Source organism: Streptomyces venezuelae ATCC 10712, from assembly GCF_008639165.1.
GTDB classification, from domain to species: Bacteria; Actinomycetota; Actinomycetes; order Streptomycetales; family Streptomycetaceae; genus Streptomyces; species Streptomyces venezuelae.
In genome coordinates, this window is the sequence record NZ_CP029197.1 from 1299677 (window position 1) to 1323140 (window position 23464).

Consider the following 23464-nt stretch of genomic DNA (forward strand, 5'->3'; position numbering starts at 1 on the left):
CCCAGCTGACCGGCCCCACGCTGCCGTCCGCCGCACCCCCGTCCCCACGGGGTTGATGGCCGGATGTCCCGACCCGGGCCGCTCTCCCGGGTCCGGGGCGCTGTTCAGCGCCCCAGCATCACGCCCACGGACGACGCCTGTGTGACCACCGCTTCCCAGCCGCCGAAGACGACCACGAGCAGGGCCGCGAGAGGGAGGACCATGGCGGTGGCCACCAAGGGGTGACGCCGGCTCGAAGGCCGGGTGCTCGTCCGCGATGCCGTGAAAGCCATGGTTCCTCTCCTGTCGTGTCTGGCGCGGCGGGTGCTTGACCTCGGGGGACGAGTGCTGCACCCGCCGCTTGACATCAACATTAGGGAGCCGGGAGGGCCCGGGCGTCATGCCCGCGTACCGACTTGCGGGCCTCCCGGAGGATGACGACCGGCCGGACGGCGTACTCCCCTGGGTGGAGACGGGGCCGCGGAACCCCGGGAGATCCCGGAGGGGTTCCGGGAGGGGCACGGGACGGCGGGCGCGGGCGTGACTTCGCTCACTTCGCGGGGCCCCGGACGAACGCCCAGGTCCAGGGGGTCCGGCAGACCTTCCCCGGGCTCTCCGGACGTCCGGCTGACCGATGGTCAACTCGGCTGCCCGGAATGGGCGTTGGGGTGACGGGCCGGACCCCCCACCACCCCGGGTGGCCCCCAGCACTGACGATCGATTCCGGGTGCGAGGGCGCGGCCTATGAGCGCCTGCGGGCGCCACTACGTAAGCTGTGCCACGTCGAACGGACGAGGGGACGGACATGGCGATGATGCGGCTCCGGCGCGAGGATCCGCGGATCGTCGGGTCGTTCCGGCTCCACCGCAGGCTGGGGGCCGGCGGGATGGGCGTCGTGTACCTGGGCTCCGACCGGCGCGGCCAGCGCGTCGCGCTCAAGGTGATCCGGCCCGACCTCGCCGAGGACCAGGAGTTCCGGTCCCGGTTCGCCCGCGAGGTGTCCGCCGCCCGGCGGATCCGCGGCGGCTGCACGGCCCGGCTCGTCGCCGCGGACCTGGAGGCCGAGCGCCCCTGGTTCGCCACCCAGTACGTCCCCGGGCCCTCGCTGCACGACCGGGTCGCCGAGGAGGGCGGCCTGCGCGCCGCGGACGTGGCCTCGATCGGCGCGGCCCTGTCGGAGGGTCTCGTCGCCGTCCACGAGGCGGGGGTCGTGCACCGCGACCTCAAGCCCTCGAACATCCTGCTCTCCCCCAAGGGCCCCCGCATCATCGACTTCGGGATCGCCTGGGCCACCGGCGCGAGCACCCTGACCCATGTGGGCACGGCCGTCGGCTCCCCCGGCTTCCTCGCCCCCGAGCAGGTGCGCGGCGCGGCCGTCACCCCCGCCACCGACGTGTTCTCGCTGGGCGCCACCCTGGCGTACGCGGCGATGTCCGACTCCCCCTTCGGGCACGGGAGTTCCGAGGTCATGCTCTACCGGGTGGTGCACGAGGAGCCCCAGCTGCACGGCGTGCCGGACGCGCTCGCGCCGCTCATCCGGGCCTGCCTGGCGAAGGACCCCGAGGACCGCCCCAGCACGCTCCAGCTGTCGATGCGGCTCAAGGAGATCGCGGCGCGCGAGGCGCAGGGACTGCCGGTCTCCCGGCCGCCTGTGCAGCGGGAGCGGGCCGAGGAGCGCAACACCGTACGGCCGACCGAGCGGTACACCGAGCGCGATGTGCCCGGCCGTGCGCCGGAGCGGGGCGCCGAGCGGGTGACCGAGCGCGGCGCGGAGCGCGGGGGCGAACGCGGTACGGAGCGGAGCTCCGAGCGGGAGCGCACCGCCGGGCGGGGGCCCGGCCCCGCGGCCCGGCCCTCCGCCGGGCCCCGGACCGGCGGCCGCACCGGGGGACGGCCCGCCACCCGGCCCGGCGGGCGCACGACCTCCACGGGGCGCCGCCCCGCCAACCCCCGGCTGCTGCGGCAGCGGCTCTTCGTCTTCGTCGTGGTGACCCTGGTCGTGGCCCTCGGCATCGCCGCCGCCCAGGCCCTTCAGGGATAGGAAGGGCCGAGCGGGCGGCCGGCGGGGAGCGCTCGGCGCGCTCCCCGGCCCGTCAGGTCGTCGGGCGGCCCGTCGCCACCGCGTAGAACGCGACCGCCGCCGCCGCGCCCACGTTCAGCGAGTCGACGCCGTGGGCCATCGGGATGCGGACCCATTCGTCGGCGGCACGCAGGGCCTGCGTGGTGAGCCCGTCCCCCTCCGCACCCAGCATCAGGGCCACCCGCTCCAGCCGGTGCGGGGCCGCCTCGTCGATCGACATCGCCTTCTCGGCCGGGGTCAGCGCGAGGAGCTTGAAGCCCGCCTCCCGTACCGCCTCCAGGCCTCGCGGCCAGGTGTCGAGCCGGGCGTACGGCACCGAGAACACCGCGCCCATCGACACCTTCACCGAGCGCCGGTACAGCGGGTCCGCGCAGTCCGGTGACAGCAGGACGGCGTCCATGCCCAGGGCGGCGGCGCTGCGGAAGATGGCGCCGATGTTGGTGTGGTCGTTGACCGACTCCATCACGACCACCCGGCGGGCTCCGACGAGCAGTTCGGCGGCGTCCGGGAGCGGCTTGCGCTGCATCGAGGCGAGGGCGCCCCGGTGCACGTGGTAGCCGGTGACGCGCTCCGCGAGGTCCGGCTGGATCGCGTACACCGGCGCCGGGACCTCGTCGATGACGTCCCGCATCACGTCGACCCACTTGGCGGAGAGCAGCATCGACCGCATCTCGTACCCCGCCTGCCTGGCACGGCGGATGACCTTCTCGCCCTCGGCGATGAACAGGCCCTCGGCCGGCTCCCGTCTGCGGCGGAGTTCGACGTCGGTCAGACCGGTGTAGTCGCGCAGGCGCGGGTCGTCGGGGTCGTCGATCGTGATGAGTTCGGCCACGAGGTGATACTGCCTTGTCCGGGGTGTGGTGCCAATGTGTGTGCGGCGGTGCGTCGGCGGGTGACGGTCAGCCCTGCTCGGTCAGGCGGTTCGGGCCCTCCGCCACCACGTCGCCGATCACGATGACCGCCGGCGGACGGACCTCCTGCGCCTTCACCGTCTCCGCGACCGTCTCCAGCGTCGCGTCCACCCGGCGCTGGGAGGCCGTCGTGCCCTCCTGGACCAGGGCCAGGGGCGTCCGCGGGTCCTTGCCGTGCGCGACGAGCGCCTCGGCGATCTTCCCGATCTTGTCGACGCCCATCAGGATCACCAGGGTGCCGGTGAGCTTCGCGAGCGACGCCCAGTCGACGAGGGAACGCGGGTCGTCCGGCGCCACGTGCCCGCTGACCACCGTGAACTCGTGGGCCACCCCGCGGTGCGTGACCGGGATGCCCGCCGCGCCCGGGACCGAGATGGAGCTGGAGATGCCGGGGACGACCGTGCACGCGATGCCCTCGGCGGCGAGCGCCTGGGCCTCCTCCATGCCGCGGCCGAAGACGAACGGGTCGCCGCCCTTGAGCCGTACGACCGACCTGCCCGCCTTCGCGTGCTCGATCAGCGCGTTGTTGATGGCTTCCTGGGCCATGAAACGGCCGTACGGGATCTTCGCCGCGTCGATCACCTCGACGTGCGGGGGCAGCTCGTCGAGCAGGTCACGGGGGCCGAGCCGGTCGGCGATGACCACGTCCGCCTCCGCGAGCAGGCGGCGGCCGCGGACCGTGATGAGGTCGGGGTCGCCGGGGCCGCCGCCGACCAGGGCGACGAACGGGGTGCGCGCGCGGTGCTGCGGCGCGGCGATCGAGCCGTCCCGCAGGCCCTCCAGGATGGCGTCCCGCACGGCGGCGGAGCGGCGCGGGTCGTGACCGGTCAGCACGGCGACCGTGACGCCCTCGCCGCGGCCGGTGGCCGGGGTCCAGGCGGTGGCCGCCTCCGCGTCGTCGGAGCGGACGCACCAGGTCCGGGTCCGCTCGGCCTCGGCGGACGCGGCGGCGTTCGAGGCCGGGTCGGTGGTGGCGACCAGGGCGTACCAGGCGTCGGCGAGGTCACCGTCCTCGTAGCGGCGCTTCACCCAGGTGATCTCGCCGGCCTCGGCCATCGCCTCGACGGAGGGGGTCGCGGAGGGGGAGATCAGGGTGATGTCGGCGCCGGCCGCGATCAGGGCCGGGAGCCTGCGCTGGGCGACCTGGCCGCCGCCGAGGACGACTACGCGGCGGCCGGCCAGGCGCAGGCCCACGGGGTAGGCGGGGTGCGACGCCGCCGGCGGGGCGGTGTGATCGGCGTGCTCGGCGTTCTCGGCCATGGGTGAGCGGCTCCTCGGAGGGCGGATGCTGGCCGCTGCTGCGGTGAAGCGGCTGGTGGGGCCACGATATCGGTGGCCGTACTCCGTCACGCTGTGACGGATCTCCCGGGGCTGGGCCGGGTGGGTCCCCGCACGGGGGCGCTCCGGACCGCGTCCCCCACCCCGTATCCGGGTGTGGGGGACGCGTCTCGGTGCTACTTCTCGGTGACGCCCGCCGAGTCGAACGTGGCCACCTCGTGCATCGCGCGGGCCGCGCTCTGCACCAGCGGGAGGGCGAGCAGGGCGCCCGTGCCCTCGCCGAGCCGGAGGTCGAGGTCGACCAGGGGGCGCAGGCCCAGCTTGTTGAGCGCGGCCACGTGGCCCGGCTCGGCGCTGCGGTGGCCCGCGATGCAGGCCGCGAGCGACTCCGGTGCGATCGCGCGGGCCAGGAGGGCCGCCGCGCCGGTGGACACGCCGTCGAGGATGACCGGGGTACGCAGGGAGGCCGCGCCCAGGATCAGGCCGACGAGCGCCGCGTGCTCCAGGCCGCCGACCGCGGACAGGACGCCGATGGGGTCCGCCGGGTCCGGCTTGTGCAGGTCCAGGGCGCGCCGGACGACGTCGACCTTGCGGGCGTGCGTCTCGTCGTTGATGCCCGTGCCGCGGCCGGTGACCTCGGTCGGGTCGACGCCGGTGTAGACCGAGATCAGGGCGGCCGACGCGGTGGTGTTCGCGATGCCCATCTCGCCGGTGAGCAGGGCCTTGTTGCCCGCCGCGACCAGGTCACGGGCCGTTTCGATGCCCACCTCGATCGCCGCGAGGACCTCTTCGCGGGTCATGGCGAGGCCCGTGGTGAAGTCGCCGGTGCCGGGGCGGACCTTGCGGGGCAGGAGGCCGGGGGTGGCCGGGAGTTCGGAGGCCACGCCGACGTCGATGACGCAGACCTCGGCGCCGACCTGGTTGGCGAACGCGTTGCACACCGCTCCCCCGCCGAGGAAGTTGGCCACCATCTGGCCGGTGACCTCCTGCGGCCAGGGCGTGACGCCCTGGGCGTGCACACCGTGGTCGCCCGCGAAGATCGCGACCGCGGCCGGCTCGGGGATCGGCGGCGGGCAGACCCGGGAGAGGCCGGAGAGCTGCGCGGAGATGATCTCCAGCATGCCCAGCGCCCCCGCGGGCTTGGTCATGCGCTTCTGGCGCTCCCAGGCCTCGCCGAGCGCCTTGGCGTCCAGCGGGCGGATGTTGGCGATGGTCTCCTGGAGGAGGTCGTGCGGCTCCTCGCCGGGCAGCGCGCGGCGGCCGTACGTCTCCTCGTGGACGACCCAGGCCAGCGGCCGGCGCTTGGACCAGCCCGCCTGCATCAGTTCGGGCTCCTCGGGGAACTCGTCGACGTATCCCACGCAGAGGTACGCGACCACTTCGAGGTGCTCGGGCAGGCCCAGGGTGCGGACCATCTCGCGCTCGTCGAAGAAGCTGACCCAGCCGACGCCGAGGCCTTCGGCGCGGGCGGCGAGCCAGAGGTTCTCGACGGCCAGCGCCGAGGAGTACGGGGCCATCTGCGGCTGCGTGTAGCGGCCGAGGGTGTGGCGGCCGCCCCGGGTGGGGTCGGCGGTCACCACGATGTTGACCGGGGTGTCGAGGATGGCCTCGATCTTCAGTTCCTTGAACTGCTTCGCCCGGGCCTTCGGCAGCGACTTGGCGTACGCCTCGCGCTGGCGCTGGGCGAGTTCGTGCATGGTCTGCCGGGTCTCGGCGGACCGGATGACCACGAAGTCCCAGGGCTGGGAGTGGCCGACGCTGGGGGCCGTGTGGGCGGCCTCCAGGACGCGGAGCAGCACCTCGTGCGGGATCGGGTCGGAGCGGAAGCCGTTGCGGATGTCGCGGCGTTCGCGCATGACGCGGAGGACGGCTTCGCGCTCGGCGTCGTCGTAGGCGGGGGCCGGGGGGGAGTCCTGCTCCGGGGCCGCCTCCGACTCCGACTCCGACTCCGGGGCCGGGGCGGAGTCCGGCTCGGGGGCCGTCTCCGGCTCCGCGGCCGAGTCCTGGGCCGAGTCCGGCTCCGTGGCCGAGTCCTGGGCCGAATCCGGCTCCGTGGCCGGGTCGGTGTCCGCGGCCGGGTGGGTGTCCACGGCCGGGTCGGTGTCCTCGGCCGTGGCCGTCGTCGGCTCGGTGTCCGTGGCGGGGGCGCTGTCCGTGGCCGGGGCCGCGTCCGTCGCCGGAGCGGTCTCCGTGCCCGGGGCGGACTCCGTGGCCGGGGTGGGCTCATCGGCGGCCGGGGCCGGTACCGGCTCGGCGGCCGGCTCCGGCTGCTCGGCCTGCGGGAGGGCGACGGCCTCTTCGGCCGGCGCCTGCGGCTCTTCGGCCTCCGGTACGAAGGGGACCTCGTCGGCGACGGCCGCCACGGGGGCGGTCTCCTCGGGAGTCTCCTCCTGCAGCTGCGCCTCCGTCACGGCGACCGGCTCGGCCGGGGCCTCGGTGACCGGCTCCGCCTCGGGCAGGGGCTCGACGACGGGCTCCTGCGCGGCCGGCTCGTCGGCCGGCGCTTCGGCCTCCGGGGTCTCGGCGGCCGGGGGCTCGCCCTCGCGGGGGGCGGGGACGGTGGCGGACGGGGCCTCGGTGACCTCGACCGGGAGCTCGGGGGCGGCCTCCGCCACGACGGGCTCGGGCTCGGGGGCCTGCGCGGGCTCCGCCTGCTCGACCGGCTCGGCCACGTCCGCGGGGTCGGCCGCGGGGACCGGGGCCAGGTGCGGGGCCGTCGGGACGCTGCCCTCGACCTGGACGAACTGGCCGCTCTGCGGGACGACCGTTTCTGCGGGGACGGCCACCGGCTGCGGGGCGGCGTGCTCCTGCGGCTCCGCCGCCCACGGCTCGGCGCCCTGCGGCGCGAGCTGCTGGTCCTGTGCGATCTCGAAGTACTCGGGTCCGGTGGTCGGCGGGCCCGGGTTCCGTACCGGTACGGGCGCGGGCGCGGTGGCCACGAGCGGTTCGGGCGCGGGCACGGGCTGCGGGGCCGGAGCGGGCGCGGCGGCCGGGCCCCGGTCGGCAAGCGAGCGGACCACGCCGCCGGTTTCGGGCACGGGCGGGCCCATGTGGAGCGGGCGGCGCGCGGGCTGCGGGGTGGGCGCGGCGGCGGGCGGGGGCATCCGGACGCCGCTGAGGTCCACGGAACCGGAGTCGCGGCCCGCGGCCTCGTGGGCGCCGGTGTCGAGGATGCCCGGCTCGTAGCCGTGGCTGGTGGGCGGCTGCTCCTGGGGGGCCACGGGGACGCCGTGGGCCGGGGTGCCGGCCGGGTCGAGCGGGACGCCGTGCGCGGGGGTGCCGGCCGGGTCCAGCGGGACGCCGTGGGCGGGGGTGCCCGTGAGCTGGTCCACCGGGACGCCGTGCGCGGGGGTGCCGAGGGGGGCGCCCTGCTGCGGGGCCGTGAGCACGTCGCCGAGGGCGACGGAGTCCAGCGGGGCCGTGAGCGGGTCCGGCAGGGGGTCGGTGAGCGGGTCGGCCATCGGGGCGGGCGCCTCCGGAGCGGGGTGCGGCACGCCCTGGTGCGGGACCGCGGCGGCCGGCGGCGGTACGGCGACCGGCGGCGCGGGCGCGACGCCCGGCGGGTGCTCGCTCCAGGCGCCCTGGGCGCCCGGCATCAGGAGCAGGTCGTCGTCCTCGGTGGTGTGCTCGGAGGGGTCCAGGAAGGTGTACGCGCCCGGTGCGGGGATGCCCGGCTGCTCGACCATGCCTGCGTTCTCCGGCAGCCCCTCGCCCGGGACCTGGCCGGTGTCCGTCATGCGTACCCCTCGCCCATCGCTTGTGCTCCTTCAGACCTGCGCCCGTCGACTAGAACGAGCGCGTGCGCCGCGCGGCACGAAGGACACGCGGACACCCACACATTGTCGCGGCCCCCGGCCTTCGTGGCAGGGAGATTTGCCACGGTGCGCTGTGGACTGCGCCACGTCGCGCGGTCCCCCCTGATCGCGTACCACGTCAGCGGCGCAATGTGGCCACCCATTCAGGACATTGACGAACGAAGCGCCGAACGTCCGGAAGCGGTACAACAATCGGCCAGCCTACCTGCCCCGGTGGGCGGCACGGTCACGGGTGGGGGGTGCTCGGGCTACGCGTGGGGGGTGTCGGTCCTGCGCCCTGCCAGCAGGAAGACGACCGAACGCTCCCGTTCCGACCAGTCGGCCGGGTCGAGTCCGACGGTCTGCAGGAGGAGGCTCTCGACGGTGTAGCCGCCGTCGGCGAGGGCGGCGCCGATGGCCTCGGCCTCGTCGCGGGTGGACGCGTGGGCGACGATGCGTTCCGGCCGCCGGTCGGTGCAGGCGGTGACGACGTCGACGCCGCCGGCCGCGATGCGCACGACATCGGGCTCGGGCAGGCTCTCCAGGACGTGCGGGGCCCGGCCGGGCACGGTCTGGAGGGGTACGCCTTGCCGGCGGGCGGCCTGTTCGGTGCGGGCGCAGGCGGCCGGGTCGATGTCGACGGCGATGACAGCGGCGCCGAAGCGGGCGGCTTCGACGGAGAACGCGCCGCCCGCGCAGCCGATGTCCCAGACGAGGTCGCCGGTGCGGGGTCCCAGGCGGGCGAGCTGGGCGGCGCGCAGGGAGGGGTCCTCCCCCGCCCCGGTACGCGCGTCGCGCCCGGCGGGGTCGTACTCCTCGGTGGGGAGGCCCCAGCCGCGTACCGGACGGGCCGCCGGGTCCTGGCCCATCAGCCAGGGGGGTCCGGGGGTGCCGCCGCCGGTGCCGCCGATGACGAGGACGACGTTCGGGTCGCGCCAGCTGTGGTCGGCCGCCTTGTCGGAGGTGAGGACGGAGACCTGCTCGCGGTCGGTGCCGAGCTCCTCGCAGACGACGAAGGTGCGGTGGACGCCGTCGAGGAGGAGGGCGAGTTCGGCGGGTCCCGCGCCGGGTGAGGTGAGGACGGCGACCTTGGGGTGGGCGCGGCAGACGTTGACGGCGCGGCGCAGGGTGCGCTGGTGGGCGACGACGATCCGGGCGTCCTCCCAGGGCATCCCGGCCCGAGCGAAGGCGGCGGCGACCGAGGAGACGGCGGGGACGACCTCGACCTCCAGGCCGTGCTCGGGGGCGCGCAGGGTGCGGACGACGCCGAAGAAGCCGGGGTCGCCGTCGGCGAGGACGACGGCGGTGCCGCGGTGGCCGGCGATGCGGCGGGCGGCGAGGTCGACGCTGCCGAGGCGGACGCGTTCGGCGCCGGGCGGTACCTCGGGCAGGGCGAGGTGGTGGGCGGCACCGGCCACCAGGGTGGCGGCGGAGAGCGCGGAGCGGGCCGCCGCGGTGAGGGGCGAGCCGTCCCAGCCGATCACCGTGACGCGGTCGGCCATCGTCGTCGTCTCCTGGTGTCGTCGCAGGTCGGGGGCGTGCTGAGCGTACCCCGGCGTGGTGTGCGGGGGTCAGCTCCAGTCGGTGTACGAGGAGTATCCGGCCTCGGCCATCTGGTCGGCGACGCCGTCGAGGTCCTCGGGGAGGAGGCCCCAGACGATGTAGTCGGTGCGCAGATCGGTCCAGCTGCCGTCCTCGGTGCGGGTGCGGGCTATGCAGGCGTTGCGCAGGACGCCTTCGCTGATGCAGCCGATCTTCTGGGCGACCTGCTGGGAGGCGGTGTTGTCGGCGGCCGTGCGCAGTTCGATGCGCTCGAACTTCTGGTCGCCGAAGAGCCACTGGGCGGTGGCGAGCGCCGCTTCGGAGGCGTAACCCTCGCCGCGGGCCCAGGGGGCGACGATGTAGGAGATCTCGGTGGAGCGGACCTTCCAGTCGGTCTTGGCCAACTGCACGATGCCGACCAGGCGCTGGGTGAGGAACTCGGTGACGGCGAGGTCGAGGCCCCGGCCCGCGGTGCGTTCGGCGGGCGCGTACTCGCTGATCCATCTGCGGGCGGCCGCTTCGGTGAAGGGCTGGGGCACCGCGGTCCAGGCGCCGACGAGTTCGTCGTTCATCATCTCGGCCAGGGCGGGGGCGTCGCCCTCCTCGAGCGCGCGCAGCACCAGCCGGTCCGTGTTGATGGAGATGTCCGGGAAGGTGGTAGTCATGCTCAGCTCCATGCCGTGGACCGTCCGAATCGACCGTGAACGCACAGCATGCAGCATGCGGGCGCCGGTACGCATGGCCGGGTGGGGTGTCGGGTGGGGGTACGGCGAAGGCCCCGCGCACCGGACGGGGTGCGGGGGGCCTTCTGCCCAAGGACTGTACGGGGGAACCGGTCTGACGGTCCCTCGGGCGTCCTGCCTTACTTGGTGGCGCCGAAGGCGGGGACGACGGAGTCCTTGTAGGTGTCCTCGATGTACTTCTTCACCTCGGGCGAGTTGAGGAGCTTGGCGAGCTTCTGCACGCGGGCGTCCTTCTCGTTGCCCTCCTTGACGGCGAGGAAGTTGGCGTACGGGTTGCCGTCCGCCTTCTCCAGGACGAGGGCGTCCTTCGCCGGGGAGAGCTTGGCCTCGATGGCGTAGTTGCCGTTGATGACGGCGGCGTCCACGTCGTTCAGGGCGCGGGGCACGGTGGCGGCCTCCAGCTCCTTGAACTCGAGGCCCTTCTTGTCGGTGATGTCGGAGATCTTGGCGTTGGTGCCGACACCGGGCTTGATGGTGATCAGGCCGTTGTCGGCGAGCAGCTGGAGGGCGCGGCCGCCGTTGGTGGTGTCGTTCGGGACGGCGATGGTCTGGCCCGCCTTGATGTCCTTCACCGACTTGAGGTTCTTGGAGTAGAGGCCCAGCGGCTCCAGGTGGACGTTGACCACCGGGACGATGTGGGTGTTGTTCTTCTTGTTGAAGTCGTCGAGGTACGGCTTGTGCTGGAAGTAGTTGGCGTCGACCTGGCCGGTCTCGGTGGCGGTGTTCGGCAGGACGTAGTCCGTGAACTCCTTCACCTCCAGCTTCAGGCCGGCCTTCTCGGCCAGGTTGTCCTTGACGTAGTTGAGGATGTCGGCGTGCGGCGTCGGGGACGCGGCGACGACGAGGGCCTTGGAGGTGTCGCCGGAGCCGGCCGAGTCCTTGGAGCCGGGGTCCGAGGAGGTGCCGCAGGCGCTGAGGCCGAGGGCGAGGGCGGCGGCGGTGGCGATACCGGCGGTGAGCTTGATGTTCTTACGCACGAAGAGTGCCTCTTTCCGGTGGTGCGGTGGACGCCTGGACAACAAGTCCGGGCTGTGTTCGTCGAAAAGACGAAGTCTGTGGGGCTGGGGGCCGTTACGCGGTGCGGCCGCGGCGGGCGAGGAGTCGTACGACTCCGTCGCCGATGAGCTGGACGACGGTCACGATCAGGACCAGGACGACGACGGTGACCAGCATGAAGGTGGTGTCGAAGCGCTGGTATCCGTAGGTGACGGCCTTGGAGCCGAGGCCTTCGCCGCCGACCGCGCCGGCCATCGCCGAGTAGCCGATGAGGACGATGACCGTGGTGGTGACGCCCGAGATCAGCGAGGGCAGGGCCTGCGGGAGCAGCACCTTGCGGACGATGGTGGGGATGCCGCCGCCCATGGCCTGGACGGCTTCGACGAGTCCGTGGTCGACCTCGCGGATGGAGGTCTCGACGAGCCGTGCGAAGAAGGGGATGGCGCCGATGGCGAGGGGCACGATCATCGCGGTGGGGCCGATGAAGGTGCCGACGACGAAGGTCGTGAAGGGGATCAGGGCGATCAGCAGGATGATGAAGGGCAGCGAACGCCCGATGTTCACGATCGCACCGACGACCTTGTTGACCGGCCGGTTCTGCAGCAGTCCGCCCTTGTCCGTGAGGACGAGGAGGATGCCGAGCGGCAGGCCGCCGAGCACGGTGACGACGGTGGCCCACAGGACCATGTAGAGGGTGTCGACGGTGCCCTGCTCCAGCAGGGGCTGCATCTCGGACCAGGTCACTTGGCACCTTCCTTCACCAGCACGGGCGCGGCGGCCGTCGTGTGTGCGTCGTCTTCCACGATCTCGACCTGGAGGCCCTGCTCGCGCAGGAAGCCGACCGGGACGACGTTGTCCTCGTACCGTCCGGGCAGTTCGATCCGCATCCGGCCGATCTGCTTGCCGCCGACGGTGTCCATCGCCGCCCCGAGGATCGAGATGTCGATGTTGTACGTGCGGGAGAGCTGCGAGATGACGGGCTGGGTCGCGGCGTCGCCGTGGAAGGTGACGTCGACGACCGTGCGGTCGGGGCCGGTGGGGCCGCCGCTGACCGGGAAGAGCTCGGCCGCCAGCTGGGAGCCGGGGGTGGCGAGCAGTTCGCCGACGGTGCCGGACTCGACGATGCGGCCCTTCTGCATCAGCGCGGCGGAGTCGCAGATGGTCTTCACGACGTCCATCTCGTGGGTGATGAGCAGGACGGTGAGGCCGAGCTGCTGGTTGAGGTCGCGCAGCAGCTGGAGGATGGAGCGGGTGGTCTCCGGGTCGAGGGCGCTGGTGGCCTCGTCGGAGAGGAGGACCTTGGGTTCGCCGGCGAGGGCGCGGGCGATGCCGACGCGCTGCTTCTGGCCGCCGGAGAGCTGGCCGGGGTAGGCCTTGGCCTTGTCGGCGAGGCCGACCAGGTCGAGGAGTTCGAGGGCGCGGCGGGAGCGTTCGGCGCCGGAGACGCCGAGGATCTCCAGGGGGAGCTCGATGTTGTCCTTCACCGTGCGGGAGGACAGCAGGTTGAAGTGCTGGAAGACCATGCCGATGCTGCTGCGTGCCCGGCGCAGGTCCTTGCCCGCGCGGCGGCCCTTTCCGGCGAGTGCGGTGAGGTCGACGCCGTCGACGGTCACGGTGCCGGAGGTGGGGCGCTCCAGGAGGTTGACGCAGCGGATGAGCGAGGACTTGCCGGCGCCGCTCTGGCCGATCACGCCGAAGACCTCGCCCTCGCGGACGTGGAGGTCGACGCCGTCCAGAGCGGTGACCTGGCGGCCGCGCGACTCGTAGACCTTGGTCAGGCCCGAAGTGGTGATCACAGGGGTTTCCGTCACTGTCGAGTGCGCGACGCGGGGTCCGTCGTGCACGGGGCATTCGTCTTCGGACAGTCAGGCGCACGGGGGGCCGCTCCGGCGGGTGGCCGGGAGTCGGCGGTGTGCGCGGGGGCGGGCACGGTCCGCTGCCGGATGGCGGGCGGAACGGCACGGCCGTCGGTCTCGCTTCGGGGCGCGAAACTCAGGCGGGGGCCCTCAGAAGGCGCACATTCGACACATACAACGAGCACCGGGCGTGGTGATCGCCTCGGTCGCAAGGGTGCGGCTGCTCGTCGTGGTCATGTCTGCAAGTAAAGCATGCGCACGTGCGAACGAAAGGAGGCTGTCCGAATAGCGGACGCCGTTGAGACGCCATGCGGACACTCCGGAGGTGGCGCTTCCGCCCGGTTTCCCCGTGTGGCCTGCGGGGACGCGGCCCATGGTCGGGCGCCCGCGAAGGGCGGTCCGGGTGCCCGGCGGGCGCGGGTTGTGGCCAAGGCCACGGTCCGCGCGCGGGACCGCGGCGCGGGCGCGGGGGGCGAGCGCATCGGGCCATTCGGAGCGTAATACCCTCGGGCGCATGCTTGACGCCCTGACGGTCGCGGTCTCCGTGGCCGCGCTCGCCCTCGCCGCCTGGTGCGGCTTCGCCGCCTTCCGCGACCAGCCGACCAAGGACTGGCACTTCATCGGCATGGCCGTGGTGACGTTCCTCGTCGTGGTCCAGCTGGTCGTCGGGATCGTGCAGCTGGTGCGCGGGGAGAAGGCCGAGGAGGGCACGACGATCTTCGTCGCCTATCTGCTCGGGGCGCTGTGCGCGGTGCCCATCGCCGGCTTCATGTCGCTCGCGGAGCGCAGCCGGTGGGGTTCGGCCACGGTGGCGGCCGGAGCGGTCGTCCTGGCCGTGCTCGAAGTGCGTCTCTACGACATCTGGACGGTGGGCTGACCATGACCGCGACCGAGACCGAGGGAAAGACCCGGCTCGTCACCGGGCCGGGCACGCTGCTCGTCTGGCTGTACGGCGTGATGTCGGTGGGCGCGGTGTCCCGCTCGATCTACCAGATCGCCACCGAGTTCGACCGCGCACCGCTCGCGTACTCCCTGTCGGCGGTGGCGGCGGTCGTCTACGTCTTCATCACGTACACGCTGGTACGGGGCGGGGAGAAGGCCCGCAGGGCGGCGCTGGTGTGCTGCGCCGCCGAGCTCGCGGGCGTGCTGATCGTGGGGACCTGGACGCTGGTGGAGCCGTCGGCCTTCCCGGACGCGACGGTCTGGTCGGACTTCGGCTACGGCTACGTCTTCATCCCGGTGCTGCTGCCGCTGACCGGCATCTGGTGGCTGCGCCGGTCGCGTACGGCGGTGGCGGCCGGCTGACTCAGGCGGCCTTCTCCAGGGTCACCAGGGTGAGCCGGGGGCCGACCTCCTGGACGCCGACCTGCGCGTACCCCTTCTTGCGGTAGAGGCGGAGGTTGCCCTCGCTGCGGTGGCCGGTGAAGAGCTGGTAGCGCTTGGCGGAGCCCGCGGGTACGGCGGTGGCGGCCGCGAAGTGGCGCTCGATGCCGTCGAGGAGGCGGCCGCCGAGGCCGTGCCGGCGCATCCGCGGGTGCACGATCAGCTTGGCGATCCGTACGGTGCCGTCCTCGTCGAGCCGGGCCCGTACGGAGGCGACGACCTCGTCGCCGAGCCGGGCCACGAGCCCGTGCCCCTCGTCCAGTTCGGCGCGCAGGGCGTCGAGCGACTGGGTGAGCGGCTCGATGGACCAGTCTCCGTAGAGCTCCGCCTCGCTCTGGTAGCAGAGGTACTGCAGCTTCAGGATGTGCTCCGCGTCCCGCGCGTCCGCCGCTGAGATGGTCACACTCAGGCCCATGTGTGCACGCCTCCCGCTCATCTGGTCGATCATCGGTTTACCGCACCCTTCCCCGTCGACCCGGGGCAGGAACCTCTGCAGCCAGCATTCTGCGCAGGCATCCCAGGCAACGGGAACGCATCGGCCCCAGACTGCCCTGTGAGATACCCAACTCTCCTGCGATTTCCCGGTACGTGGGGTCCTCGGGATCGAGCATCGCGGTCAGCACCCGGGGGCAGCGGCCCGGCGTCCGGGTGACGGCGGCGCGGAGGGTGCGGCGGCCTTCGGCGGCCATCAGGGAGTGCTCCGGGGAGCCGTGGGGTCCGGGCGCGGCCGGGTCCTCGGCCGGTTCGTCCCGGTAGGGCCGTTCGCGGTCGCTGGTCCTGCGGGCCCGGCGGGCCTCCGCGCGGACGGCGCGGCGCAGCCATTCGGCGGGGCGCTCGGGGGCGGCGCCGGTCTCCTGGAGCTGCTCCAGGAGGCGGAGCCAGACGGCCTGTTCCAGATCGCCCGGGTCGACGCCCGCGGCCGGCGCCTCGGCGTCGGACTCGGCGGCGAGCAGCGGGGCGAGGGCGGCCAGGAGACCGGGGGTGGTGTCCGGTGCGGACTCGGCAGTGGTCATGCACCGCACGATGCCGGGGCTCGTGGGCGTGGTTGCGGTACGGGTCCCAAACCACCCGGGAGGAGGGTGTGCGGGTCCGGTCGGCGGACCCGCACACCCTCCGGGGTGCTCAGCGGCGGGCGGTGCTCAGCCCTGGGGCGGTGTTCGGTCGCGGGCCGCGCTCAGTCCCGGGCGGTGAAGTCCGCGGCGCCCAGCAGGGCGGTGTCCGGGTTGTCGGAGAAGATGCCGTCGATCCCCGTCGCCAGGTAGGTCTTCAGGGCCCCGAAGGAGTCCCCGTACGCCGTCGGGTCGGTGCCCCTGCGGAAGTCCGCCGGCAGGAAGGAGTTCTCGTTGCGGTGGGTGTACGGGTGGAGGATCAGGCCCGCCGCGTGCGCGTCCCGCACCAGCGTGGTCGGGTCGCCGAGGCGGCCGCTCGCGTCCTTCGGGATCACCAGGTCGAGCGTGGGACCGATGCCCCGGGCGTACGAGGCGATCCAGCGCAGGCCCCCCGGCGTGACCAGGTCGGCGACCGTGCGCGGGTCCCCGGCCTGCACGAAGTCCCAGGGGCGGCTGGTCGCGCCGGAGAGCAGGACCACGCCGGGCGAGTCGACCAGCTTCGCGAGCCGCTGGATGCTGCTGGGCTCGAAGGACTGGAGGAAGACCGGGGAGTTCGCGCGGTGACGGCCGTACCGGCGCAGCAGCTTGGCGAGGCGCTCCTCCAGGCCGAGGCCGAGGGAGCGGAAGTAGCTGGGGTGCTTGGTCTCGACGTGCAGCCAGATCTCGCGGCCCCGGCGGCGGCCCTCCTCGTCGGCCCAGCGCAGCACCTCCTCGAAGGTGGGGACCGTCCAGCGGCCGTCGTACAGGGTGTTCTCCTGGCGGACGGCCGGAATGCGCTCCTTGGCCCGCAGGGTCTTGAGCTCGGCGAGCGTGAAGTCCTCGGTGAACCAGCCGGTGAGGGAGACCCCGTCGACGCTCTTGGTGGTCTTCCGGGAGGCGAACTCGGGGTGGTCGGCGACATCGGTGGTGCCGGTGATGTCGTTCTCGTGGCGGCAGACGAGGTGTCCGTCCTTGGTGGGGACGAGGTCCTGCTCGATGACGTGGGCGCCGAGGTCGAGGGCGTGCCGGTAGGAGCCGAGGGTGTGCTCGGGGCGGTAGCCGCTGGCGCCGCGGTGGGCGATGACGGTGGGGACGGGCAGGGAGCGGTAGCCGCGCCCGTGGCCGTGTGCCGCGCCGGCGGTCCGCGATTCGGCGGCCTGCGCCGCGCCCGTACCGGCGGCGAGGGCCGTGGAGGCGCCGAGGACGGTGGCGCCCGCCGCTCCGAGAACCGTGCGCCGGGCCGGGATCCGGCGTTCGCCCTGGGTCATGAGATGTCCTCCTGTGTCATGTCCCGCTCCTGTCGACGGGTGCCCCCGACGCTAGGCATCGGGGCCCTACGGGCGGCAGACCTCCGCCGAACATGGCGGAAACACACGTCAACACTGCGTATCCACTCGGTGAACCCGATGTGCGCGCGGTGGTGACCCGCGAGTATCGTCGCCAGCTGCACCGTCAGCTCGACTGACCCGCATCCCACCGGAGGAACCGTTGTCCCGTCTCGCGATCATCAAGGCAGTGCTCGGGCCGGTCATGCGCCTGATGTTCCGCCCCCGCGTGGAGGGCGCCGAGAACATCCCGGGGACCGGTCCCGTCATCCTCGCGGGCAACCACCTGACCTTCATCGACTCGATGATCATGCCGATCTGCCTGGACCGTCCGGTCTACTTCATCGGCAAGGACGAGTACGTGACGGGCAAGGGCATCAAGGGCCGGGCCATGGCCTGGTTCTTCACCAGCGTCGGCATGATCCCGGTGGACCGGGACGGCGGCCGCGGCGGTGTGGCGGCCCTGATGACCGGGCGCCGGGTCCTCGAGGAGGGCAAGATCTTCTCGATCTACCCCGAGGGCACCCGCTCCCCCGACGGCCGGCTGTACCGGGGCCGTACGGGCATCGCCCGGCTGACCCTGATGACGGGCGCGCCGGTGGTCCCGTTCGCGATGATCGGCACCGACAAGATCCAGCCGGGCGGCGCGGGCTTCCCGCGCCCGGGCAAGGTGACGGTCCGCTTCGGCGAGGCGATGGAGTTCTCGCGGTACGACGGGATGGACCGCGACCGCTATGTGCTGCGGGCGGTGACGGACTCGGTGATGGCCGAGGTCATGCGGCTCTCGGGCCAGGAGTACGTGGACATGTACGCCACGAAGGCGAAGGCCGCGTAGTCCGCACGGACGGACGAAAGGGCCCCGTACGGCCAGCTGGCCGTACGGGGCCCTTCGCCATCGGCGTCAGTGCTCGACGCCGTCCTCCAGCTTCTGCCCCTTGAGCAGGAACCAGGCCGCGACCGCGGTGGCGAGGAGGACGGCCGCGCCGACCCCGGCCGCGATCCGCAGGCCGTCGACGAAGGCTTCCTGGGCGGCCGACACCAGGGCCGTCGCCGTCTCCGGGGCGAGAGCGCCGGAGGCCTCGACCGCGCCGCCCAGCGACTCGTGCGCGGCGGAGGCGGTGTCGGAGGGTACCCCGGCCGGGGTGGCGAAGCCCCGGTAGACACCGGTCACGATCGAACCGAGCACGGCGATGCCGAGCGCGGCGCCCAGTTCGTATGCCGTTTCCGAGACCGCGGAGGCCGATCCGGCCTGCTCCTTGGGAACGCTGGACAGGATCACGTCGGCGGTGACGGTGAAGGCGAAACCGGCGCCCACGCCGACGACGAGCAGGGCGGCGCCGAGCAGCGGGTAGTCGGTGTGCTGGTCGATGGTCGTCAGGACGGCGAGCGCGAGGCCGACCGCCGCGAGACCGCCGGCCACCACGGACCGTACGGAGAATCGACGGGCCACCAGGCCCGCGATCAGACCGGCCGTCACGGCGCCGACCGCCGCCGGGAGTTCGGCGAGTCCGGCCTCCAGCGGGTGGCGGCCCTGGACCAGCTGGAAGAACTGCGACAGGAAGAACACCAGGCCGGAGAGGCCGAGGATGGTCAGCAGGTCGGCGAGCACGGCGCCCGAGAAGCCGCGGTGGCGGAACAGGCGCATGTCCAGGAGCGGCGCGGGCAGGGTCAGCTGCCTGCGGACGAACCAGGTCAGGGCGGCGATGCCGATGAGGGCGGCGGCCGCCGCGTCGAGGGCCGGGCCGTGCGAGGCCAGTTCCTTGATCGCGTAGACGATGCCGATCATGCCGACGAGGGAGAGCGCGACGCTCGGCAGGTCCCAGGGGCCGGGGGCCGGGTTCTTCGACTCGGGGATCAGCTTGATGCCGACGAGGACGAGGACCGCCATCACGGGCAGGTTGATGAGGAAGACCGAGCCCCACCAGAAGTGCTCCAGGAGGAAACCGCCGACGACCGGGCCGACGGCGGCGCCGGCCGAGGCCATGGCGCCCCAGATGCCGATCGCGAGGCTGCGCTCGCGCGGGTCGTGGAAGAGGTTCCGGATGAGCGCCAGGGTCGACGGCATCAGGGTCGCACCGGCGACGCCGAGCAGGGCGCGGGCCACGATCATCATCTCGGGGCTGGTCGCGTAGGCGTTCAGCACGGAGACGGCGCCGAAGGCGGTGGCACCGATCAGGAGCAGCTTCTTGCGGCCGATGCGGTCGCCGAGGCTGCCCATGGAGACCAGGAGTCCGGCGATGACGAAGGAGTAGACGTCACCGATCCAGAGGAGCTGGGTGCCGGAGGGCTTCAGGTCCTCGGAGAGGAAGGGGGTGGCGAGGCCGAGCACCGTGGCGTCGACCGCCACGAGGAGGACGGCCAGGACGAGAACGGAGAGGGCGAGCCACCGGCCGGGGCGGCGCACGCCCTCGGTATGGCCCGCGGACTTGAGGGTGCTGGTGGTCACTTCTCCACGCTCCTGCGCGCTCCGCCGAGCAGCAGCTCGGCGATCATGTACTGGAAGTCCTTGGCGGCGACCCGGCCGTCCTGCACGGCCCAGGCGCCGGAACCGACGAGCCCGTAGAAGGCCTCGGTGAGCCAGGCGGGGGTCAGGTCGATGCGGAAGACGCCGCTTTCCTGGCCGCGCCGGAAGAGCGCGGAGACGCGGGCGTCGAGGAGGGCCCAGCCTTCGTTCTGCTGGTCGCCCTCGAAGAGCTGGTTCTCGGTGACGAGGAAGGACAGCAGGGGCGCGACGTGCTCCACTTCGGCGACGAGCCGTCGTACGGCCTCGTCCTCGGGCCCGTCGTCGAGCCCGGCCCGGTCGAGCGCCGCCTCCAGTTCCTGCAGCCCGAGCTCTTCGAGCGCCCGCACCAGGGCGTCCCGCCCGGCGAAGTGCCGGTGCAGCGTGGCCCGCCCGATCCCGGCGGCCCGGGCGACCTCGTCCATCGTGGCGGTCGCCTTGCGGGTGAGCAGGGCGGCGGCGGCGCGGAGCACCTGGGTGCGATCGACTGACATGAGACAACCATACACCGAATGAGACATTGATGTCTCATTCAAAATTGCGATGCCTCACCTGAGGCGGGACGGGATGCTGTGACGATGACGAAGCCACTGCTGCTGATCGACGTCGACGGACCGCTGAATCCCTATGCGGCACAGCGCGAGCGGCGCCCGGAGGGGTACACGACGCACCGGATGCGGCCGACCGGCTGGTCCGGGACGAAGCCGCTGCGGGTGTGGCTGAATCCCGCGCACGGGGACGAGCTGCTCGCGTTGGCGGAGGCGTACGAGCTGGTCTGGGCGACGACATGGAAGGGCGAGGCGAACGACTGGATCGGGCCTCCGCTCGGGCTGCCGGAGCTGCCGTTCATCGACTGGCCCCAGATGCACGGGAAGGCCCCTCGCGGGACCTTCTGGAAGACGCAGTACATCCTCGAGTACGCCGCGGGGCGGCCGTTCGCCTGGATGGACGACGACATCACCGCGTACGACCACGAGTACGTGGAGCGGAACCACCTCGCCGCCGCCCTGCTCCTGGGCGTCGACCCCCGGCTCGGGTTGCTCCGGCCGGACTTCGACGCGCTCGCGGAGTGGGCGGCGGCGCTGTGATTCGTCGGGCGTTACTTCTTGGCCTCGGCCCAGGCGTGCTGGACCACCAGGTCGGCCTTGACCTCGATGAGCTGGGTGGCGACCGCCGAGGGGGCGGTGCCGCCGCGGCCGTCGCGGGAGGCGAGGGCGCCGGGGACGTTGAGGACCGTGCGGACCTCGGGGGTGAGGTGCTCGGAGATCTTGGCGAACTGCTCGTCCGTCAGCTCGTCCAGCTCCTTGCCCTCGGACTCGGCGACCTTCACGCACTCGCCGGCCACCTCGTGCGCCACCCGGAACGGCACGCCCTGCTTGACCAGCCACTCGGCGATGTCGGTCGCGAGCGAGAAGCCGGCCGGGGCCAGCTCCTCCATGCGCTCCCGGTTGACCGTGAGCGTGGCCATCATGCCGGTGAAGGCGGGCAGCAGGACCTCCAGCTGGTCGCAGGAGTCGAAGACCGGCTCCTTGTCCTCCTGGAGGTCCCGGTTGTAGGCGAGCGGCAGGGCCTTGAGCGTGGCCATGAGACCGCTGAGGTTGCCGATGAGACGGCCCGACTTGCCCCGGGCGAGCTCCGCGATGTCGGGGTTCTTCTTCTGCGGCATGATCGACGAGCCGGTGGAGAAGGCGTCGTGGAGGGTCACGAAGGAGAACTCCTTCGTGTTCCAGATGATGATCTCCTCGGCGATCCGCGAGATGTTGACGCCGATCATCGCGGTGATGAAGGAGAACTCGGCGACGAAGTCACGCGAGGCCGTGCCGTCGATCGAGTTGCCGACGGAGCCGCGCTCGAAGCCCAGGTCCTTGGCGACCGCCTCCGGGTCGAGCCCCAGGGAGGAGCCGGCCAGGGCGCCGGAGCCGTACGGGGAGACCGCCGTACGGGTGTCCCACTGCCGCAGCCGCTCGGCGTCCCGGGAGAGCGCCTGGGCGTGGGCGAGGACGTGGTGGGCGAAGAGCACGGGCTGGGCGTGCTGGAGGTGCGTACGGCCGGGCATGGCGACGTCCGGGTGCGCCTCGGCGAGGCCGACGAGGGCGTCCTGGAGGTCGGCGACAAGGCCGCCGATGATCCGGGCGTGGTCGCGCAGGTACATCCGGAAGAGCGTGGCGACCTGGTCGTTGCGGGACCGGCCGGCGCGCAGCTTGCCGCCGAGCTCCGGGCCGACGCGCTCCAGCAGGCCCCGCTCCAGGGCGGTGTGGACGTCCTCGTCCGCGATGGTGCCGACGAGGGTGCCGTCGGCGACGTCCGCCTCCAGTTGGTCGAGTCCGGCGAGCATGCCGGTCAGCTCGTCGTCGGTGAGCAGCCCGGCCTTGTGCAGCACGCGCGCGTGGGCGCGGGAACCGGCGATGTCGTACGGCGCGAGGCGCCAGTCGAAGTGGACCGACGCGGACAGCTTCGCCAGGGCCTCGGCGGGCCCGTCGGCGAACCGTCCGCCCCAGAGCCGGACGTCACCGTTGTTGCTGCTCACTGCTGCTCCTCGGGAGGGTGGGGATACCGTCGCGTAGGCATAACTATGCGGTCCACCGTATGTTTTGTCAACGCGGATCGGGCCGGGGGCGGGTCACCTCCGGTTGGCCCCCTCCGGTGCGCGGGGCGAGGTCCACGGGCCTAGCGTCGCGGCCATGCGCACTCTCCTCGTGCTCGGCGCCGCTCTGCTCTCCCTGGGCGCGGCACCCTTCCCCGTACCGCCGCCGACGCGGACGGCCGCCGTGCCGCTGCCCGCGCGGATGGCCGACACCGGCGGCGGCTCGCAGCTGATCACCGCCGTGGCCGCCGGAACGGGGTCGACCACGGGCACGCTGACCTGGTGGGACCGGCGCGGCGGGCGGTGGGTGCGGGCGGGGACCGCGCCCGCCCGGTTCGGCGCGAAGGGGCTAGCGGAGGGACGGCAGCGCCGGCAGGGGACGAACACCACGCCCACCGGGCTCTACCGGCTGCCGTACGCCTTCGGGATCGAGCCCGCGCCGGCGGGGACCTCGTACCGGTACGCGCGCGTGACCGGGCGGTCCTGGTGGTGCCAGGACAACGGCTCCCGCGCGTACAACCGCTGGGTCGAGGGGCTGCCACGGGACTGCCGGGCGGCGGAGGCCGAGCACCTCGTCACGTACCGCCGCCAGTACGCGTACGGGCTCGTCATCGGCTTCAACTACGACCGGCCCGTACGCGGGCGGGGCGCCGGGATCTTCCTGCACGTCAACGGGCAAGGGGCCACCGCAGGTTGTGTCTCCGTGCCGGCCGGAGCCATGCGGGCCCTGCTCACCTGGGCCGATCCCGCCCGTCGGCCGCACATCGCCGTCGGCACGCGGGGCGGCGGGCCGACGGCGATCACGCGGTACTGAACGCACCTACGGCCGGGGGCACTCCCCGTCGGAGTCGCCCCCGGCCGTGGACGTCTACTTCTGCGCCAGCTTCAGCAGGTGGTCGGCGAGCGCCTGGCCGCCGTCCGGGTCGCGGCTGATGAGCAGCAGCGTGTCGTCACCGGCGATCGTGCCGAGGATGGCGTGGAGTTCGGCCTGGTCGATGGCCGACGCGAGGAACTGGGCGGCGCCCGGCGGCGTCCGCAGGACCACCAGGTTGGCGGACGCCTCGGCGGCGATCAGCAGTTCCCCGGAGAGGCGCCGCATGCGCTCCTCCTTGGCGGACTCGCCCAGCGGGGCCTGCGGGGTGCGGAATCCGCCCTCGCTCGGCACCGCGTAGATGAGCTCACCGCCGGTGTTGCGGATCTTCACCGCGCCCAGCTCGTCGAGGTCGCGGGAGAGCGTCGCCTGGGTGACGCTCAGCCCGTCGTCCGCGAGGAGCTTGGCGAGCTGGCTCTGCGAGCGCACCGGCTGCCGGTTGAGGATGTCGACGATCCTGCGGTGGCGTGCGGTGCGGGTCTGCGGAACGGACGGCCCGCCGTGCTCATTTTCCTGCGCGTCGGTCATCGTCGT

Annotated in this window: 22 protein-coding genes; 6 read left to right on the forward strand and 16 right to left on the reverse strand. The window is 73.0% G+C overall.

Annotated features, from left to right (window positions below):
- Positions 1–104: 104 nt before the first annotated feature.
- On the reverse strand, positions 105–272 hold the full coding sequence (locus tag DEJ43_RS37330; protein ID WP_041662151.1) for a hypothetical protein: 168 nt from the start codon (positions 270–272) through the stop codon (positions 105–107).
- Between the two features lie 512 nt (positions 273–784).
- Between DEJ43_RS37330 and DEJ43_RS05675 the strand changes: the two genes are divergently transcribed.
- Positions 785–2020, forward strand: coding sequence for a serine/threonine-protein kinase (locus tag DEJ43_RS05675; RefSeq protein WP_015032355.1), 1236 nt, complete (start codon positions 785–787; stop codon positions 2018–2020).
- Positions 2021–2072: 52 nt separating this feature from the next.
- Here DEJ43_RS05675 and DEJ43_RS05680 read toward each other — a convergent pair whose 3' ends face one another.
- From DEJ43_RS05680 to DEJ43_RS05715, 8 genes are all read right to left on the reverse strand, one after another.
- On the reverse strand, positions 2073–2891 hold the full coding sequence (locus DEJ43_RS05680) for a TrmH family RNA methyltransferase (protein WP_015032356.1): 819 nt from the start codon (positions 2889–2891) through the stop codon (positions 2073–2075).
- A 67-nt stretch (positions 2892–2958) separates the two neighbouring features.
- Positions 2959–4230 (reverse strand): uroporphyrinogen-III C-methyltransferase, encoded by a 1272-nt coding sequence (cobA, locus tag DEJ43_RS05685; protein ID WP_041662152.1) that lies wholly within the window; start codon positions 4228–4230, stop codon positions 2959–2961.
- Positions 4231–4424: 194 nt separating this feature from the next.
- The gene (cobT, locus tag DEJ43_RS05690; RefSeq protein WP_015032358.1) at positions 4425–7985 is read right to left on the reverse strand and encodes a nicotinate-nucleotide--dimethylbenzimidazole phosphoribosyltransferase; all 3561 of its coding nucleotides are present in this window, start codon (positions 7983–7985) and stop codon (positions 4425–4427) included.
- Positions 7986–8311: 326 nt separating this feature from the next.
- Positions 8312–9544, reverse strand: coding sequence for a precorrin-6y C5,15-methyltransferase (decarboxylating) subunit CbiE (cbiE, locus tag DEJ43_RS05695; protein ID WP_015032359.1), 1233 nt, complete (start codon positions 9542–9544; stop codon positions 8312–8314).
- A 69-nt stretch (positions 9545–9613) separates the two neighbouring features.
- Positions 9614–10249: a GNAT family N-acetyltransferase gene (locus DEJ43_RS05700; RefSeq protein WP_041662153.1), complete on the reverse strand. Its 636-nt coding sequence runs from the start codon at positions 10247–10249 to the stop codon at positions 9614–9616.
- A 197-nt stretch (positions 10250–10446) separates the two neighbouring features.
- A complete protein-coding gene (locus DEJ43_RS05705; RefSeq protein WP_015032361.1) occupies positions 10447–11304 on the reverse strand; it encodes a MetQ/NlpA family ABC transporter substrate-binding protein in 858 nt (285 codons plus the stop codon).
- Between the two features lie 94 nt (positions 11305–11398).
- A complete protein-coding gene (locus DEJ43_RS05710; protein WP_015032362.1) occupies positions 11399–12067 on the reverse strand; it encodes a methionine ABC transporter permease in 669 nt (222 codons plus the stop codon).
- Entirely contained in the window at positions 12064–13119 is a 1056-nt protein-coding gene (locus DEJ43_RS05715) for a methionine ABC transporter ATP-binding protein (RefSeq protein ID WP_015032363.1), read from the reverse strand. Before DEJ43_RS05715 ends, DEJ43_RS05710 begins: the two co-directional genes overlap by 4 nt.
- A 574-nt stretch (positions 13120–13693) precedes the next feature.
- Between DEJ43_RS05715 and DEJ43_RS05720 the strand changes: the two genes are divergently transcribed.
- On the forward strand, positions 13694–14056 hold the full coding sequence (locus DEJ43_RS05720; protein ID WP_015032364.1) for a hypothetical protein: 363 nt from the start codon (positions 13694–13696) through the stop codon (positions 14054–14056).
- 2 nt (positions 14057–14058) lie between these two features.
- Complete coding sequence (locus DEJ43_RS05725) at positions 14059–14484, forward strand: hypothetical protein (protein WP_015032365.1); 426 nt, start codon at positions 14059–14061, stop codon at positions 14482–14484.
- Between the two features lies 1 nt (position 14485).
- Here DEJ43_RS05725 and DEJ43_RS05730 read toward each other — a convergent pair whose 3' ends face one another.
- From DEJ43_RS05730 to DEJ43_RS05740, 3 genes are all read right to left on the reverse strand, one after another.
- Entirely contained in the window at positions 14486–14977 is a 492-nt protein-coding gene (locus DEJ43_RS05730) for a GNAT family N-acetyltransferase (protein WP_041662154.1), read from the reverse strand.
- Between the two features lie 37 nt (positions 14978–15014).
- A complete protein-coding gene (locus tag DEJ43_RS05735; RefSeq protein WP_041662155.1) occupies positions 15015–15575 on the reverse strand; it encodes a sigma-70 family RNA polymerase sigma factor in 561 nt (186 codons plus the stop codon).
- 161 nt (positions 15576–15736) lie between these two features.
- Complete coding sequence (locus tag DEJ43_RS05740; RefSeq protein ID WP_015032368.1) at positions 15737–16918, reverse strand: glycerophosphodiester phosphodiesterase; 1182 nt, start codon at positions 16916–16918, stop codon at positions 15737–15739.
- Between the two features lie 220 nt (positions 16919–17138).
- On the opposite strand from DEJ43_RS05740, the gene DEJ43_RS05745 reads away from it, so the two are divergent.
- Positions 17139–17810 carry a lysophospholipid acyltransferase family protein gene (locus tag DEJ43_RS05745; RefSeq protein ID WP_015032369.1) on the forward strand — a complete coding sequence of 224 codons (672 nt, stop codon included), beginning with the start codon at positions 17139–17141 and terminating at the stop codon, positions 17808–17810.
- Positions 17811–17876: 66 nt separating this feature from the next.
- On the opposite strand, the gene DEJ43_RS05750 is transcribed toward DEJ43_RS05745, so the two are convergent.
- Positions 17877–19421 carry an MFS transporter gene (locus DEJ43_RS05750; protein WP_015032370.1) on the reverse strand — a complete coding sequence of 515 codons (1545 nt, stop codon included), beginning with the start codon at positions 19419–19421 and terminating at the stop codon, positions 17877–17879.
- Complete coding sequence (locus DEJ43_RS05755; protein ID WP_041662156.1) at positions 19418–19969, reverse strand: TetR/AcrR family transcriptional regulator; 552 nt, start codon at positions 19967–19969, stop codon at positions 19418–19420. Before DEJ43_RS05755 ends, DEJ43_RS05750 begins: the two co-directional genes overlap by 4 nt.
- Before the next feature lie 84 nt (positions 19970–20053).
- Here DEJ43_RS05755 and DEJ43_RS05760 point away from each other — a divergent pair, with 84 nt between their 5' ends.
- Positions 20054–20563: an HAD domain-containing protein gene (locus tag DEJ43_RS05760; RefSeq protein ID WP_015032372.1), complete on the forward strand. Its 510-nt coding sequence runs from the start codon at positions 20054–20056 to the stop codon at positions 20561–20563.
- Between the two features lie 11 nt (positions 20564–20574).
- Here the strand turns inward: DEJ43_RS05760 and argH are convergent, their stop codons facing one another.
- On the reverse strand, positions 20575–22002 hold the full coding sequence (gene argH, locus DEJ43_RS05765) for an argininosuccinate lyase (protein ID WP_015032373.1): 1428 nt from the start codon (positions 22000–22002) through the stop codon (positions 20575–20577).
- Positions 22003–22156: 154 nt separating this feature from the next.
- Between argH and DEJ43_RS05770 the strand changes: the two genes are divergently transcribed.
- Positions 22157–22873, forward strand: a complete 717-nt coding sequence (locus DEJ43_RS05770) for a L,D-transpeptidase family protein (RefSeq protein WP_041662157.1) — start codon at positions 22157–22159, stop codon at positions 22871–22873.
- Positions 22874–22927: 54 nt separating this feature from the next.
- On the opposite strand, the gene DEJ43_RS05775 is transcribed toward DEJ43_RS05770, so the two are convergent.
- Positions 22928–23458 carry an arginine repressor gene (locus DEJ43_RS05775; protein ID WP_015032375.1) on the reverse strand — a complete coding sequence of 177 codons (531 nt, stop codon included), beginning with the start codon at positions 23456–23458 and terminating at the stop codon, positions 22928–22930.
- Between the last annotated feature and the right edge of the window lie 6 nt (positions 23459–23464).